The organism is Actinomycetota bacterium (genome assembly GCA_040755895.1).
GTDB lineage: Bacteria > Actinomycetota > Aquicultoria > Subteraquimicrobiales > Subteraquimicrobiaceae > Subteraquimicrobium.
The window spans coordinates 1-16,508 of record JBFMAG010000104.1; the positions used below are offsets into that span (position 1 = coordinate 1).

A 16,508-nucleotide genomic window follows, 5' to 3' on the forward strand; every position below is an offset into this window, starting at 1 on the left:
GGTTGGGGAGGAGCGGGTGCCTTCAGCGATGGAAAGCTCAACCTCTCCACCGAAATTGGCGGATGGCTCAATCAATATATCCCTCGCCAGGAGTTGAGCGATTTAATCGATTATGTTGATCAAATCTATTTGGATTTTGGGGCACCAAAGGAATCATACGAGGCCGATGAGAGGATCTTGAGGAGGTTGAAACGCAAAGCGGTCTCGGCGGATTTAATCCTGGTCCCTACGCGGATTCGACATCTGGGAACGGATATTTGCGGTAAGGTCCTTCGCAATATACGAGAATATTTCGATGGAAAGGTCGAGGTCAAGGCAAACACCAATGTAAAATATATCCTCACCGAAGATCGCACTGCAGTAGGGGTTGAAACGGATAAGGGCCAGAAAATATGGGCAAAATATGTCATCGTCGCCCCCGGTCGCGAGGGTGCGGAGTGGCTGACCTGTGAAGCGCAACGTTTGAAGCTTACCCTTCAGGCGAATGCCGTGGATTTGGGCGTAAGACTGGAGGTGCCCGCTGCGGTCATGGAGCCTCTCACTAAAGAGCTCTACGAACCAAAACTGATCTACTATTCCAGATCCTTTGAAGATCAAGTACGTCTCTTTTGCGCCTGCCCACATGGTGTGGTTTCCAGGGAGACCTATGGGGATGTGATCACCGTTAATGGTCACTCCTATCGAGATGCGAGAACGGAGAACACCAATTTCGCCTTGTTGGTCTCCACGACGTTTACGGAGCCCTTTCATGAACCAATCGCCTATGGTAAATACATTGCCCGCCTCGCCAATCTCTTGGGAGAAGGGATAATCATTCAGCGATTGGGAGATCTTCAGGCCGGGCGGAGATCGACGGAGAGCCGCATCCGCAAAAGTACCGTGAAACCCACCCTCAGTGAGGCTACACCGGGAGATTTAAGCTTCGTTTTGCCCTATAGGTGCTTGGCGGATATCTTGGAGATGATAGAGGTCTTAGATAGGGTGGTACCTGGTGTAAACTCGAAAAATACTCTACTCTATGGAGTAGAGGTGAAGTTTTACTCCTCGAGAGTTAAGCTAAAATCCACTCTGGAGACGGAGATAAAGAATTTTTATGCCATAGGAGATGGAGCGGGGATCACCCGTGGTCTCGTTCAATCCTCTGCTTCGGGAATAATAGCCGCCCGATCCATACTGAATAAAGTGAGGAAGTGAAGAAGTGATTCATGTGAGGAAGTTAAATTTGAATCACTCCATCACTTGAATCTCTGGAATCACTTTTGTGGGGGTGTTAGGGTGCCAGGAATTGTGCTCATCGGGACGCAGTGGGGCGATGAAGGAAAAGGGAAGGTAACTGACTTTCTCGCTGACGATATGCATATGGTGGTCCGCTATAATGGTGGGGATAATGCGGGGCATACCGTCGTTGAAACCGACCACGAGTTCAAATTCCATTTAATTCCCTCAGGGATACTTTATTCCCACATAACCTCAGTTATCGCCGATGGAGTCGTGGTCAATCCCAAGGTTCTCATCGAGGAAATAGATGGCCTCGAAGCCAGGGGGGTAAGTACTAAAAAACTCTTCGTGAGCGGTAATGCCCATCTTATCATGCCCTATCATCTGGTATTGGATAGGGCGGTTGAGCTTCAGTTGGGTAAGGCGAAGATCGGCACCACTCGAAAGGGCATCGGACCCACATATGCCGATAAAGCCGCTCGCATTGGAATCAGGGTGCAGGATCTCTTGGATATGAAGATCTTTCGCAAGAAGCTAAAGCAGGCTTTGGAAATAAAGAATGCCATCTTAACGAAGATATACGAGCTTGAGCCGCTGGATGAAGAGAAGATCATCTCCGATTATATGTACTACGCAAAGCGGTTGGAACCCTATATTACGGATACCTCATTGATGATAAATCAAGCCTTGGACGAAGGGAGAAATGTTCTATTCGAAGGCGCTCAGGGCACCTTGCTCGATCTCGATCATGGGACGTATCCCTTTGTTACCTCTTCTTCCCCCGTTGCCGGCGGAGCATGTGTGGGAGCAGGGGTGGGACCACCCAAGATCGATAAGGTGATTGGTGTGGCCAAAGCCTACGTCACCCGTGTGGGATCGGGTCCCTTCCCCACGGAGCAAGGCGATGAAACAGGGGAGAAAATGCGTCAAATTGGCGTGGAGTATGGGACGACCACAGGGCGCCCTCGTCGCTGTGGCTGGTTTGACGCCGTTCTTCTTAAGTATGCCGTCTTGGTCAATGGAATAAACGGCATAGCCCTGACAAAACTCGATGTACTCTCCACTTTTAAGACCCTAAAGATTTGCGTAGGCTACGAATATGAGGGGAAATTCTATCCCCGTTTTCCACCTCATCAGACAATTTTTCACAAGTGTATACCGATTTATGAAGAACTTGAAGGCTGGCAGCGGGATATCTCTGATATAAAGTGGTATGAGAATCTGCCCCCGGCTGCAAAGCGATATATCTCAAGGATAAAAGAGTTGGCGGGTGTGCCAATCGAGATGATCTCGGTCGGCCCCAGGCGGGATCAAACCATCATACCCTGATGGCAAAATTTTAAGTTTGCTAGTTAAGTGTATTATAGTCCAAGTTAAGTCTCAAAAATTACAATCCAAAATTAGTTTTACATTTTGCATTTACCCTGGAGATAAGTATTTGTGCAGATAAAAATAGCTATCTGGGAAATTTGCCAAACTAATGGAGGATTAATTCGGTGAGGGTATTCGTCATAGGTGGAGGCGGGCGAGAGCATTCCCTCGTGTGGAAGATAAGCAAGAGCCCTCTCGTTGATGAAATCTATTGCGTCCCCGGGAATGCTGGAATATCGGAATTGGCCCACTGTGTAAATTTCGACATCCATGATAATGATGCTCTTGCTGGTTTCGCTCAAGCGAAGAAAATTGATCTTACCGTTGTGGGTCCCGAAGTCCCTCTAGTGGGGGGTATCACCGATGTTTTTGAGGCGAGAGGTCTTCGCATTTTCGGTCCCCGCAAGCAAGCCGCTTTAATCGAGGGGAGCAAGAGTTTTGCCAAGGCCATCATGAAGAAATATGGCATCCCCACGGGTGATGGGGTGGTCTTCACCGGTTACGAAGAGGCGGTTGCCTATGTCAAACGCCATAATTCTCCCTTTGCCGTAAAAGCCGATGGGCTTGCGGGAGGTAAAGGCGTAACCGTCGTCTTCGATCAGGAGGCAGCCATCGGTGCCCTTCGGGATTGCTTCATTCACGCTAAATTCGGTTCCGCGGGGAAGAAGGTTATCATAGAGGAGTATCTTGAAGGAGAGGAGGTTTCGGTTTTTGCCTTTACCGATGGTCGCACCGTGCTTCCCATGATTCCCGCTCAGGATTATAAGCGGGTCTTTGACGGAGATAGGGGTCCCAATACTGGTGGAATGGGCTCTTACTCGCCCGTTTCCATCATCACCAAAGAAATCTATGAGGAAATTATCACCGGAATCCTCGAACCAGCAATCGCCGGTTTATTTAAAGAGGGTTTGGAGTACAGAGGTGTCCTTTATGGAGGTCTCATCCTTACCTCCGAAGGACCGAAGGTTTTGGAATTTAACTGCCGATTTGGAGACCCCGAAAGCCAGGCGATCCTTCCTCTTTTGGAAAGCGATCTCGTTGAAATCATGCTCGCCGTGACGGAGGGCAATCTTTCAGGATACAAGCTCCAATGGCTACCCGGCAGGTGTGTTACCGTGGTCATTGCCTCCGGAGGCTACCCTGAGGATTATAGAAGGGGGTTTGAAATCACCGGGTTGAAGGAAGCATCCGAGGTTCCAGGAGTCCAAATTTTCCACGCCGGCACCACCCTCGAGGATGGAAAGCCGGTGACCGCAGGTGGTAGGGTTCTCAATGTGAGTGCAGTTGGCTCCTCCTTTGAGGAAGCGAGAAAACGCGCCTATGAAGCCGTGGGAAAAATTCACTTTGAAGGAATGCATTATAGAAGAGATATCGCTCTGCGAGCCACGCAAGAAGAAGGGAGATTATAAGGCTAAGAAAGGAAGAATAATTATGGCAAAGCCACTGGTAGGAATAGTTATGGGGAGTGCCACCGATAAACCCGTGATGGATGAAGCGAAGTCCATCTTAAGGAAGTTCGGTATTCCCTATGAGGAGAGGATCCTATCGGCTCATCGGGCTCCAAAGCTCGTCTGTGATTATGCTTCAACGGCTGAGGAGAAGGGACTGGAGGTAATCATCGCAGGTGCGGGGAAAGCTGCTCACTTAGCCGGGGTTATCGCCTCCCACACCACACTACCCGTGATTGGGGTACCCTTGAGCTCGAAGGATCTTGGTGGCTTGGACTCACTTCTCTCCACAGTTCAGATGCCCGATGGGATACCCGTGGCTACGGTGACCATCGGAGGCGCAAAGAATGCGGCAATTCTTGCGGCTCAAATTCTGGCTCTCAGGTACCCCGATGTTCGAAAAAAATTGAGGGAATTCAAAGGTGATCTGGCGGCCCAATACGGGGAGGGGAAGTAGAAGATACATGATAGATCGCTATTGCCTGCCACGCATGAAAGCCGTTTGGAATGTCAAAAATAAATATCAAAAGTGGCTGGAGATAGAGATACTTGCCTGCGAAGCTCAGGCGAAACTGGGCAAGATTCCCGAAGCGGCTTTGAGGGAGATCAAAGCTAAGGCGAGATTCGACCCGGAACGGATAGATGACATTGAGAGGGAAACTCGCCACGATGTCATCGCCTTCTTAACGAATGTAGCGGAGCACGTCGGCCCGGCTTCCCGATTTATCCACTATGGGATGACCTCTTCGGATATCCTCGATACGGGTCTTGCCCTTCAAATGGTGGAGGCCGCGGGTATTTTGATTGAGGATATACAAAAACTCATGGATGTGCTCAAGCGCCGAGCCATCGAACACAAGGATACGGTGATGATCGGACGTACCCATGGAATCCATGCCGAGCCCATCACCTTTGGTTTTAAATTGGCTCTATGGATCTTTGAAATGAAGAGAAATCTCCGCCGCCTCAAGAGCGCTCGGGAGACCATCAGGTATGGGAAGATATCGGGGACCGTGGGTACTTACGCCAATGTCGATCCCTATGTTGAAGAGTACGTTTGCAATAAATTGGGTTTAAGACCAGCTCAGATATCAACCCAGATTTTACAGAGGGATAGGCACGCTGAATTTTTAACCACTCTGGGAATAATAGCTTCCTCCCTGGATAAATTCGCCACCGAGATTCGGAATCTTCAGAGGAGCGATATTTTGGAGGTCGAAGAACCCTTCGTCAAAGGGCAGAAAGGTTCATCGGCAATGCCCCATAAGCGAAATCCCATCATCTGCGAGCGCATATCGGGTTTGGCGCGGGTCGTTCGGGCAAATGCCTTCAGTGCTTTGGAGAATATTCCCTTGTGGCATGAGCGGGATATCTCTCATTCCTCGGTGGAGCGGGTGATCATCCCGGATAGCACTCTTCTTTTGGATTACATGCTCAATAAATTCACTAAAGTCATGGAGGGCTTAATCGTCTATCCCGAAAATATGAGGAAGAATTTGGAGAAAACCGGGGGAATCATCTTTTCCCAGAGAGTGCTCTTAAGACTGGTGGAAAAGGGTCTTTCTCGGGAAGAGGCTTACCGATTGGTGCAAACCAACGCCATGAGGGCCTGGCAGGATAAGGAAAATTTCAAAGACCTGCTCCTCAAGAACACCGAGATAACCAAGTACCTTTCTCCTGGGGAAATCGAGGACTGTTTCGACTTACGATATTATTTACGGAATATTGATACTATCTTCAAGAGATTGGAAACCCTTTAATCATCGGAGGTTCTAGGTTTAAATTCTAATCTCAAGATACTAAGCACTAAACAATATCAAAGGTCCAAATTCAAAGGTCAAAACGAAATGAAATACGAGTAAAGATAAATCCTAAATCCCAATATCTAAATCCCAAATAAGCACGAATGACCAAAATCCAAATGGTCAAAACAGTTTTGAAAATTTGGACATTTGAGAATTTGGATTTGTTTAGAATTTAGGATTTCGAATTTAGGATTTGGGATTAAGGTTGTCAAACTACTTTCTGAAATTATGTCCAGGGTATAACTTCCAATTTAAAATGGAGCGATAATGGGGGAGTTGTGAGGAAATTAGGGAAAGTTTACGAAGGGAAAGCCAAGATACTTTACGAGACCGATGAGCCTGAGCTGATCATCCAGCACTTTAAGGATGATGCAACGGCCTTCGACGGCAAAAAGAGAGGGAAAATTTTTGGCAAGGGCTCTGCCAATGCTCAGATTTCCTCGATCCTCTTTAGGCTCCTCGAGGAAGAGGGGATAAAAACCCACTTTCCTTCGGATATGCAGGACAAAAAAATCCTTTCCGAGAACGAAATCTTAGCCTATCGTCTTAAGATGATTCCCCTCGAGATCATAGTGAGAAATGTCGCCGCTGGAAGTCTTGCTAAAAGATTGGGTTATGAGGAAGGGAGGATCCTAAAAAAACCCATCGTCGAGTTCTACTACAAGAGCGATGAATTGGGCGATCCTCTTTTAAACGCTGACCATATCTGCGAGTTGGGACTCGTCGATTCAAAATTGCTGAGGAGAATGAAAGAAACGTCGCTGAAGGTCAATGAAATCCTCAAGGACTTTCTGGCTGAAAGAGGTCTTGAACTCGTGGATTTCAAATTGGAGTTTGGCCTCAAGGATGATGAATTAATTTTGGCCGATGAAATATCCCCTGATACCTGCCGGCTTTGGGATAAAAGGACAGGAGAAATTTTGGATAAGGACCGATTCCGAAGGGATTTGGGGGGAGTTGAACGGGCCTATCAAGAAGTCTTGAGGAGGATTAAAGGTTAGAGGGGAGCAAATGCCTAAAGTAAGAGTGTATGTAACCTTAAAACCGGGAATTTTGGATCCTCAGGGGACGACGGTAGCGAAGGCTTTAAAATCTATGGGATTTCAAAATGTAGAAGATGTTCGCATCGGCAAGTTCATCGAGCTTTGCATGAGCGATGTCGAAGAAGATGAGATTCCCCAACAGGTTGAAGAGATGTGTCGAAAGCTCCTCGCCAATCCGGTTATCGAGAATTATTCTTTTGAGATTGAGAAATAAGGCAAAAGACCTCGGATGAGGAGGTAAATTGTATTATTAGCAAGATGGGTTAACACTATGGTCGGGGTGAAGTACTCCGAAAACACCCCGAAGAACGCTGTCGCGCGAGTGAAACGAGTCCTTCGGGGTCGCTCGGGTCTCGCCTCGCTACAGAACTGTGTGTATGCTTAAGAAGTTTTCATGGGCGAGGCTCCGACACTTTCTTAACACTTATCCCTCCCTTAAATGTCTAGATGTAAACCTAATGTCTAGAATAAACTGACTCGTTAATAGTCCAAGGTAAATGTTAAAATTCAAATGGGGGACTTAAGTGAAATTTGGAGTTGTGGTTTTTCCGGGCTCTAACTGTGATCAGGATTGCTACCATGCTTGCCGGGTGATGGGGGCGGATGTGGACTACATTTGGCATGGAGATGAGGATCTCCCGAATTTTGACTGTATTATCCTACCCGGTGGTTTCTCCTATGGGGATTATCTTCGGACCGGAGCGATCGCCCGCTTCTCTCCGGTGATGAAAGCCGTTGAGAGATACGCCGCCCAGCGTGGTGGATTGGTTTTGGGCATTTGCAACGGATTTCAAATTCTTTTAGAGGCGGGTCTTTTGCCCGGGGCAATGCTTCGTAACAAAACCCTCAAATTCATTTGCAAATATGTGAATGTTAGGGTGGAGAACGATCGTACCCCATGGACATGTGCCACAAAGACCGGGGATGTACTCAAGCTTCCCATTGCCCACTACGATGGCAATTACTTTGTAGACCAGAAAACCCTATTGGAACTCGAAGACGGCGGTCAAATAATTTTAAGATATTGTGATCAGGAGGGTCGAGTTACCGAAGAGGCAAATCCCAACGGTGCTCTGGGTAATATCGCTGGGATATGTAACAAAGACGGTAACATCTTTGGACTCATGCCCCATCCGGAAAGGGCTGTGGAACCGCTTTTGGGATCTGAGGACGGCAGGATGATTTTTGAGTCCATAATCAAAAGTTTAAAGGGTATTATCGGTGGGTCATAATTCAAAAATTCGCAATTTAATGGGCAAACTGATAAATTGTTTTCGAGGGTTGATTAAATGTCTGAGGTTTACAGGGAACTTGGATTAAAAAGGGAGGAGTACGACCGCATAGTCGATATCTTGGGGCGAAAGCCGAACTTTTTGGAACTCGCCATGTATTCGGTGATATGGTCGGAGCACTGTGCCTATAAGCACTCTAAACCCGTTCTGACCATCCTCCCCACTCAAGCCCCTCATGTCCTGCAAGGTCCCGGTGAAAATGCCGGGGTTATCGATATAGGCGATGGTCTAGCCGTTGTCTTTAAAGTAGAATCACACAATCACCCCAGTGCTATCGAACCCTTTCAAGGTGCGGCGACTGGTGTGGGTGGCATAATCCGCGACATCTTGGCCATGGGAGCGAGGCCCATTGCCCTTTTGGATTCCCTTCGTTTCGGTTCCCTTCGAAAATCAAAGGTTAAGTATCTTCTTGAGCAGGTCGTCGCTGGAATAAGCGCTTACGGCAATTGTTTAACTGGTGATGAATGGTTAGTTGTAGAGAATTGCGGTGAGCTCAAGCACGTGAGAATCGGTGAATACCTCGAACAATTTGTCCCTAAGGGTAATTTTGGGACAACCACACCCGATCGCCAATTCAAGGTTTTGTCCTATGACCCGATCAGTGGAAGAGTATGTTGGCAGAGAGTGACAAGGATTTTTAAAAGTTTTTCTGATCGGTTCCTTAAGATTTCCACAACTATGGGTAGAACTCTTAAAATTACGCCTGATCATCCAACTCTGGTTTTTCGATCCGGTGAGCTTCGTACGATTAAGGCTGCTGAGGTAAATGTGGGTGATGAATTGCCAATTGTCAATTCTTTTCCAACTGAGCATGCGAAACATGTCATCGATTTGGTTTCTCTCCTTGCTGACTGTGACAAGTCTATCCTTCAGATCCGTAGGATTTTTGTGAAGTTGCCGGAGAAAATCATGGTAGACAAATATCTTCGTCGGGAGGCTAGAAGGGCAATAAAAGGTGTGGCGCAGAGACATAAGTATTTAAAAAAGGGAGCCATGCCCCTTGAGATATTTTTAAAACTGGAAAAAGCTCTTGGATTTTCTAGAAAGGATTTAAAGCTTTATCTCCGTGGTGGGAAGACCAATTACGTTCCCGCAGTTTTCGAAATTGATAACGATTTTGCTAGGTTGATTGGCTATTATCTTTCCGGGGGTTGCATTTCAAAGAATGGAAGCACTTTCAAGATCGTCTGGGTTTTTGGCAAAAGAGAAAAAGAGTATGTGCAAGATGTTTGCAACATTTTGAGGAAATACCACATCAGATTTTCAGTCTACCATAGGAAGAGCACTATCGCCATTTATTTATCGTCATGGATTTTAGCATGGTTAATAAAAAGCGTGCTTGGCTGTGGGGATTATGCCCACAGTAAGAGCATCCCGGACGCGCTTTTAAAACAAAGTAAAGAGATTCGCGAAGAACTCTTAAAAGGACTTTTCAGAGGAGATGCATCGGTAAGATTTCCATCCTATCTTGGAAGCAGAGTAAAAATCACGTTCGGTACAGCGAGCGAGAAACTCTATCAGCAAGTAATTTTGCTTTTACAAGATTTTGGTATCACCCCTTACTTGTACAAAGCCAAGCCTTGTTCTCATATTCAGGGTAGGGCTGTCAATGCTCGCCAAGGCTTCTGTCTCGAAATACAGGATTATTCCTCAATTAGCAAGGTCAAAGAATGGTTTTCTTCAGAAGTAAACCAAAGAATCGCAAAGGCTCTAAATGAGCATAATGGAATGACCTTCAGTTTTCCTGGGCACAAAATCCGAAATGGATTGTCCACAGTAAAGGTCAGAAAAATAGAAGAGGTAGAAGATGAGCAGTTCGTTTACGATATCGAAGTTGAGAATACTCATCTTTTTGTTACCACGGGTGGAATCATCACCCATAACTGCGTTGGAGTACCCACGGTGGGAGGTGAGGTCCACTTCGAAGACGCTTATGAAGAAAATCCCCTGGTCAATGTGATGTGTGTGGGACTTGCCGAGCGCGAAGGGCTAGTCAGAGGGATGGCTGAGGGAGCTGGGAACCTCGTTATTCTCATAGGGTCAAAAACGGGTCGGGATGGCATTGGTGGGGTGAGCACCCTCGCATCTCGCGAATTTGGCGAAGAAGCCGAAGAAAAACGTCCATGCGTCCAGGTGGGTGACCCCTTCACCGAGAAACTCCTCATTGAAGCCTGTCTTGAGCTTGTGGAGAAAAGGCTTCTGGTGGGCTTGCAAGACCTTGGTGGAGCTGGTCTTACCTGTGCAACATGCGAGACTGCAAGCAGAGCGAAGACGGGTATGGACGTGGACGTTTTGAAGGTTCCACGCAGGGAAAGGGGCATGAAGCCTTGGGAGGTGATGATTTCGGAGTCTCAGGAAAGAATGCTGACCATCGTGACTCCTGAAAATGTGAGAGAAGCGATCGATATCTGCCACAAATGGGGTCTTGATGCTACTGTGGTCGGCAAGGTCACAGATACAGGTATCTTAAGGATTTTTGAGGGGAAGACTGTGGTTGGTGAGATGCCCGCAAGATCCTTAGCTCACGATGCCCCCATCTATTATGCTCAAGCTGAAAAGCCATCTTATGTTGACGAACTTCAAAAATATGACCTTACCAAGTTGAAGGTCCCTTTCGATTTCAATGAGGTTCTTTTGGATATTCTCTCTTCGCCGAATATTTGCAGCCGTAAATGGATTTACGAGCAATACGATCACATGGTCCAGGTAAATACGGTTGTTTTGCCCGGCTCGGATGCCTCCGTTTTGCGGATCAAGGGAACCAATAAGGGTCTCGCCTTGACCGTAGATTGTAATGGACGCTATTGCTATTTGGATCCCTTCGTTGGAGCAAAAATTGCCGTAGCTGAAGCCGCACGAAATCTGGTTTGCTCGGGAGCCAAGCCTTTGGCCGTCAGCGACTGCTTAAATTTTGGTAGTCCCGAAAAACCCGAGATTTTCTGGCAATTTAGGGAAACCGTTCGGGGTTTAAGCGAAGCCTGTAGAGAGCTTGGGATACCCGTGGTCAGCGGAAATGTAAGCTTCTACAATGAATCCTTTGGAGAAGCCATCTACCCAACGCCCACCGTTGGAATGGTAGGAATCCTCGAGGACATCTCGCATCGCTGCACCTTGGGTTTTAAGGAGGAAGACAGCGTCATCGCCCTTTTGGGAATAACCTTGCCCGAATTGGGTGGAAGCGAATATTTAAAGGTGGTTCACAATCTAATCGCTGGCTCTCCTCCCACTCTGGATATGGAAAGGGAAATCGGTGTCCAAAGACTTTGCTTGAAGGCAATTCAAGAGGAATTGATCCTCTCAGCTCACGATTGTTCCGAAGGAGGACTCGCCGTTGCTCTAGCTGAGTGTTGCATCGCTGGAGGTCTTGGCGCAATACTCAGAATACAGAATACAGAATACAGAATACAGGATAATCCAATATCTCCCATCTCCCATCTCCCATCTCCCATCTCATTATTCAGTGAGTCGCAATCAAGAATTATTGTTTCCCTTAGGGAGGAAAACTTACCCAAATTAGAGAAATTAGCCAGAGAGTTTAGAGTCCCGGTGATCATTCTAGGGCGGGTAGGTGGAAGTGCCTTGGTCATCGGTGATAAAATTAATTTGCAGGTGGGCGATTTAGCGAGAAGGTGGCAAGAAGCACTGGGATGCCTAGTCAAATTGTAAATGGTCATGGGTCAAGAGTCACGGGTCAATCCTATCTTCTGAATTCTGAGAGAAATGAGGCTTGTGGTGTCTTCGGAATTTATGCACCAGGAGAGGATGTAGCCCGGCTCACCTATTTCGGTCTCCATGGTCTCCAACATCGCGGGCAAGAGAGCGCGGGAATAGCGGTTGCTGATGGTTCTTCGATCTCCATCTTCAAGAATATGGGACTCGTACCGCAGGTTTTCTATGAGCAAAGTCTGGCTTCCCTCAAAGGGCATATCGCCGTGGGACACGTCCGCTACTCAACCATGGGCTCGACACGTTTAGAAAACGCTCAGCCCATCGAGAAGCCGTATCTTAAAGGAACTCTGGCCATTGCCCACAACGGCAATCTCATCAATACACAACAGCTCCGGGAGATGCTTCTCAGGAAAGGTATCCGACTCCAATCCACAAGCGACAGCGAGGTAATTGCGGCATTGGTGGCTAAATATGCCCATCTGGGGATCGGTGAAGCCATCAGAAGGACCATGAAACTCCTTCGGGGCGCCTATTCCGTCGTCATTTTGACCGAGGATAAGCTCGTTGCCATCCGTGATCCCTATGGGATTCGTCCCCTGTGTATAGGGAAATTGGGAAGGTATTTTGTGATCTCTTCGGAAACCTGTGGCCTCGATATCGTGGGAGCGAAGTATCTGAGAGATATCGAACCCGGAGAAATGGTGGTGATAAATGAGGATGGGATCCACATTGAACGAGCCATGCTTCTGGCCAAGCCCTCCCTGTGTATCTTTGAATTCATTTACTTTGCCCGTCCAGATAGTTCTCTCTATGGCAGGAATCTTTACTATGCTCGAAAGTCCATGGGAATAGGGTTAGCGGAGGAAGCACCCGCCGATGCAGATTTGGTCATCGGCGTCCCCGATACTGGTACATCTGCGGCGGTGGGATTCGCTGAGGAATCGGGGATACCCTTTGGCGAAGGGCTAATCAAAAATAGGTATATTGGGAGAACTTTTATCGAACCCAGTCAAAGAATGCGTCAGATGGGAATTCGGCTCAAGCTCAATCCCTTACGGGAGGTCATCAAAGGGAAGCGTCTAGTTGTGGTGGATGACTCCATTGTTCGGGGTAATACCACTAAAAAGATCGTTCGACTTTTGAAGGAAGCTGGTGCAACGGAAGTGCACATGAGAATAAGTTCTCCACCCATTAAATATCCCTGCTTTTATGGCATTGACACTGCAAATCGCTCGGAGCTCATCGCCTCCACCAAAAGTGTGGAGGAGATAAGGGAGTTCATCGGAGCGGATAGCCTTCATTATCTGAGCATAGAGGCTTTAGTCGCCTCCACAAGGCGACCCTACGAGGATTTTTGTCTCGCTTGCTTTGATGGAGTTTATCCCATAAGAATCCCCAAGGATTTAAAGATCACCAAGTTCATGTTGGAGAGGGAACCATCGGTTGTGGAATGAAAGACGTCATAGGCCTCGGGGCTTTGAATGTCGATTTCATCTATGAGGTGGCTGGCTTCGAACTGGGCAAAGGGAGCATAAAGTTTCGGTCAGGTGCTGAGATTTTCACTGATTTGGAGGAGTTCGAATCCGCCAAGCGCCTTTTACAAAGTGTGGGAAAATTGCGAGGTAAAAGTGGAGGCGGTCAGGCCGCAAATACCGTCGTGGCACTATCCAGAATGGGTTTCTCCACGGGTTTTGTGGGAAAGGTGGGTGAGGATAGCGAAGGCGATTTTTTAATCCGCAGCATGATGGGTGTGGATACAAGTAGAATCCTGAAGGATGAACGCAGCGGCATCTGCCTTTCCGTACTCGATGAATTCAAGGATAGATCGACCTTAATCCTTCCGAATTGTAATGATACCTTAACCTTCGATGAAATCGATTTGGATTACATCAACAATACACAATTTTTGCACATGACTTCTTTCATCGGTGACTTACCCCTCATGGCGCAGAGAAGGATTGCCGAAGAGATCTTCCCTGATGTGAAGATCACCTTTGATCCGGGCGAAATCTATGCCAAGCGGAACTTAAGGGAAATACTCCCCATTATAAAGAGAAGTTTTGTGATCTTCATCACCGATAGAGAAATTGAGCTTTTGACCGGCAAGGATTTTTCCACGGGTGCCAGGGAGTTGTTGAACATGGGATGCTCCATCGTAGTTTGCAAACTCGGCGAGCGAGGATCCCATATTTTATCCCAAACGCAGGAATTCAGCATTCCAGCCGAAAGGGTTGAAGTAATGGACAAGACGGGAGCCGGGGATGTTTATGCTGCAGGATTTTTAGCTGGTCTACTTTTGGAGCGACCATTATATGAGTGTGCCATGATTGCCACCAAAGCTGCAGCTCTGAGCATAACGGGATATGGGAGGGGGAAATACCCCGATAAGCTGTTCTTAACCCAGGTTTTAAGGAGTTTGAGTCAGCCCTCAGAGAATTAAGGAATTAAAAACGAAAAATTTATCGTTTTACTCTGCAGCTAATTGATTTTCTGGACGAGCTTCCTAGAAGTCCCAGTGCACAGATAATCGGAAATCAACTTTTAAGGAGTGGAACAAGTATCGGGGCCAATTACATAGAAGCCCAAGCTGCTAGCTCTAAGAAAGATTTTGCCAACTTTTTTCACTTTGAATTTTTCATTTCAATTGACTAAGAGTGATGGATAAAAAATCGGGTCTAAGAGGCAAATTTTATCGAAGCATATATTGCAGTGGGGGTCATGGCGGTGGCTTATAAAATTGGCTGGTTCTCCACGGGTCGAGATAAGGCCGCTCGGGATCTTTTAACCACAATTCATTCGAGCATAAAGGAAGGTGCCATTAAAGCTCAAATCATCTTCGTCTTCAGTGACAGAGAAGAGGGTGAAGCGGAGGAGAGCGACAAATTCTTTGAGCTGGTGAAAAGCCTCGGTATTCCCCTGATTTGCCTTTCCTCCAAAAAATTTGAGCCGGATCTACGGGGAAAAGGCAAGAGAGACCCCATCGTTCTTGAGGAGTGGAGAGATCGATATCATCGGGAGGTCATCAGACTATTGGGGGGATATGATCCCGACCTCATCGTTTTGGCCGGGTATATGCTCATTGTAAGTGGGGGAATGTGTAGAAGATATCCTATGATTAACCTTCACCCCGCTGCCCCCGGGGGTCCCACCGGTGCGTGGCAGGAAGTTATCTGGAAGTTGATTGAAGCGCGACAACGTAGAACCGGAATCATGATCCATTTGGTCACCGAGGAATTGGATAAGGGTACTCCCATCACCTATTGCACATTTCCCATCAGAGGCGGGTCCTTCGATGAACTGTGGAAGAATTTGGATGAGAAGCTAGAGATAAAAACCCTCTCTCAAATCATTCGAGAAGAAGGGGAGGAAAACTCGCTTTTTAAGGAGATACGCAAGAATCAGGTCATTAGGGAACTACCCCTGATTTTCCACACCATTCAGCGATTTGCGAAAGGAGAGATCAAGATCCCCCGTGGATCTGAAGGAGAAGTGAGATCGGTCATTGTAGATGGTAAGGTTTTGACCACGGGTTTCAACTTAAGTCGGGAAATAAACGCCCATCTTGAAGAATGGTCGACGGGTGAGCTGAATTGATTAAATGTCAATTAAACACCGATTGCGAGGGACCCATCTCTCTGAATGACAATGCTCTCGAGCTAACCTGTCATTTTATCCCCCACGGGATGAAGTTTTTCTCGCAAGTGAGTGGATACGACGATTATCTGGCGGATATCGCCAAAAGAGAGAAATACAAAGCCGGGGACACCCTCCGATTGATATTGCCGTTCCTGAAGGCCTATGGTGCCACGAATCTTAAGATTGAAAGGTACTCTGAGGCAAATCTCTCTCTGGTTTCCGGAGCGAAAGAAAGTTTGCAGTTCATTCGTCAAAGGATGCCCATTTTCATCGTCAGCACCAGTTACGAGCCCTATATACGAGCTTTATGCCGTCTTCTCGATTTTTCCTTAGAGGACGTCTATTGCACAAAATTGGATATAGATGGATATGAAATTGAAGAATGGGAGACCAAAAGACTTAAAGAGCTTGCAGAAGAAATCATAGCCATGCCTCCCCTGGAGTTACCTACCTGCCGGACAGGCAGGCGACGTTTGCGGGATTTGCCCCTCGAACCCCAAAAGATCATCGCCAGATTGGATGATATATTTTGGAGGGAAATTGCTTCGATGAAATGTGGGCGGCTATTAGAAGAGATCAATCCCATTGGTGGATGGGAGAAAGCTCAAGCCGTTTTGGACAGTTTGACAAAGACGGGCAACTCCTTAAGTGAAGTGATATACGTGGGTGATAGCATCACGGATGTTGAAGCTCTTGACTTAGTGAGGGGAAATGGTGGTCTGGCAATATCTTTCAACGGGAATAGGTATTCCCTAAAAGCTGCGGAGATCGCGTGCATATCGAGTCATGTCATCGTCATTGCGATCTTGACCTGTGTCTTCTCGAAGGGGGGAAAAGGGAAAACCCTTTGGCTGGCGAGGAATTGGAGCCATTCTGCCATCCGACAATCCGGTATAGATTATTTCCTGATGGATGAGTTAATTTCACTCTATCCAAGAACCCTCCCCAGGGTGGAGACCATAACCGATTCCAACAGAAATGAGCTAATCAAGGAAAGTGAGACCTTCCGAAAGAGATTAAGGGGAG

At 47.2% G+C, this 16,508-nt stretch carries 13 protein-coding genes and 2 pseudogenes; all 15 read left to right on the forward strand.

Going from position 1 to position 16,508, the window contains the following annotated elements; all coding sequences use genetic code 11:
* Positions 1-1,194: FAD-dependent protein (locus tag AB1466_04910; protein ID MEW6189434.1), on the forward strand; the 1,194-nt coding region annotated here is incomplete at its 5' end.
* Between the two features lie 81 nt (positions 1,195-1,275).
* Positions 1,276-2,547: an adenylosuccinate synthase gene (locus tag AB1466_04915; GenBank protein ID MEW6189435.1), complete on the forward strand. Its 1,272-nt coding sequence runs from the start codon at positions 1,276-1,278 to the stop codon at positions 2,545-2,547.
* 167 nt (positions 2,548-2,714) lie between these two features.
* On the forward strand, positions 2,715-3,998 hold the full coding sequence (gene purD / locus AB1466_04920; GenBank protein MEW6189436.1) for a phosphoribosylamine--glycine ligase: 1,284 nt from the start codon (positions 2,715-2,717) through the stop codon (positions 3,996-3,998).
* A gap of 22 nt (positions 3,999-4,020) precedes the next feature.
* A complete protein-coding gene (gene purE / locus AB1466_04925) occupies positions 4,021-4,494 on the forward strand; it encodes a 5-(carboxyamino)imidazole ribonucleotide mutase (GenBank protein MEW6189437.1) in 474 nt (157 codons plus the stop codon).
* A gap of 7 nt (positions 4,495-4,501) precedes the next feature.
* Positions 4,502-5,797: an adenylosuccinate lyase gene (gene purB, locus AB1466_04930; protein MEW6189438.1), complete on the forward strand. Its 1,296-nt coding sequence runs from the start codon at positions 4,502-4,504 to the stop codon at positions 5,795-5,797.
* A gap of 323 nt (positions 5,798-6,120) precedes the next feature.
* The gene (purC, locus tag AB1466_04935; GenBank protein ID MEW6189439.1) at positions 6,121-6,843 is read left to right on the forward strand and encodes a phosphoribosylaminoimidazolesuccinocarboxamide synthase; all 723 of its coding nucleotides are present in this window, start codon (positions 6,121-6,123) and stop codon (positions 6,841-6,843) included.
* Between the two features lie 10 nt (positions 6,844-6,853).
* The gene (gene purS, locus AB1466_04940; GenBank protein ID MEW6189440.1) at positions 6,854-7,099 is read left to right on the forward strand and encodes a phosphoribosylformylglycinamidine synthase subunit PurS; all 246 of its coding nucleotides are present in this window, start codon (positions 6,854-6,856) and stop codon (positions 7,097-7,099) included.
* Positions 7,100-7,409: 310 nt separating this feature from the next.
* Positions 7,410-8,117, forward strand: coding sequence for a phosphoribosylformylglycinamidine synthase subunit PurQ (gene purQ / locus AB1466_04945; protein MEW6189441.1), 708 nt, complete (start codon positions 7,410-7,412; stop codon positions 8,115-8,117).
* 57 nt (positions 8,118-8,174) lie between these two features.
* Positions 8,175-10,055: pseudogene (locus tag AB1466_04950) on the forward strand (AIR synthase related protein).
* Positions 10,056-10,067: 12 nt separating this feature from the next.
* A pseudogene (purL, locus tag AB1466_04955) lies at positions 10,068-11,843 on the forward strand (phosphoribosylformylglycinamidine synthase subunit PurL).
* On the forward strand, positions 11,825-13,300 hold the full coding sequence (gene purF / locus AB1466_04960) for an amidophosphoribosyltransferase (GenBank protein MEW6189442.1): 1,476 nt from the start codon (positions 11,825-11,827) through the stop codon (positions 13,298-13,300). Before purL ends, purF begins: the two are co-directional and overlap by 19 nt.
* Complete coding sequence (locus AB1466_04965; GenBank protein ID MEW6189443.1) at positions 13,297-14,286, forward strand: carbohydrate kinase family protein; 990 nt, start codon at positions 13,297-13,299, stop codon at positions 14,284-14,286. The genes purF and AB1466_04965 overlap by 4 nt, the downstream gene beginning before the upstream one ends.
* Before the next feature lie 17 nt (positions 14,287-14,303).
* A complete protein-coding gene (locus AB1466_04970) occupies positions 14,304-14,498 on the forward strand; it encodes a four helix bundle protein (GenBank protein ID MEW6189444.1) in 195 nt (64 codons plus the stop codon).
* Positions 14,499-14,570: 72 nt separating this feature from the next.
* Positions 14,571-15,440 (forward strand): formyltransferase family protein, encoded by an 870-nt coding sequence (locus AB1466_04975; protein ID MEW6189445.1) that lies wholly within the window; start codon positions 14,571-14,573, stop codon positions 15,438-15,440.
* On the forward strand, positions 15,437-16,508 hold a 1,072-nt coding region (locus tag AB1466_04980), incomplete at its 3' end, for a hypothetical protein (protein ID MEW6189446.1). The genes AB1466_04975 and AB1466_04980, both read left to right, overlap by 4 nt.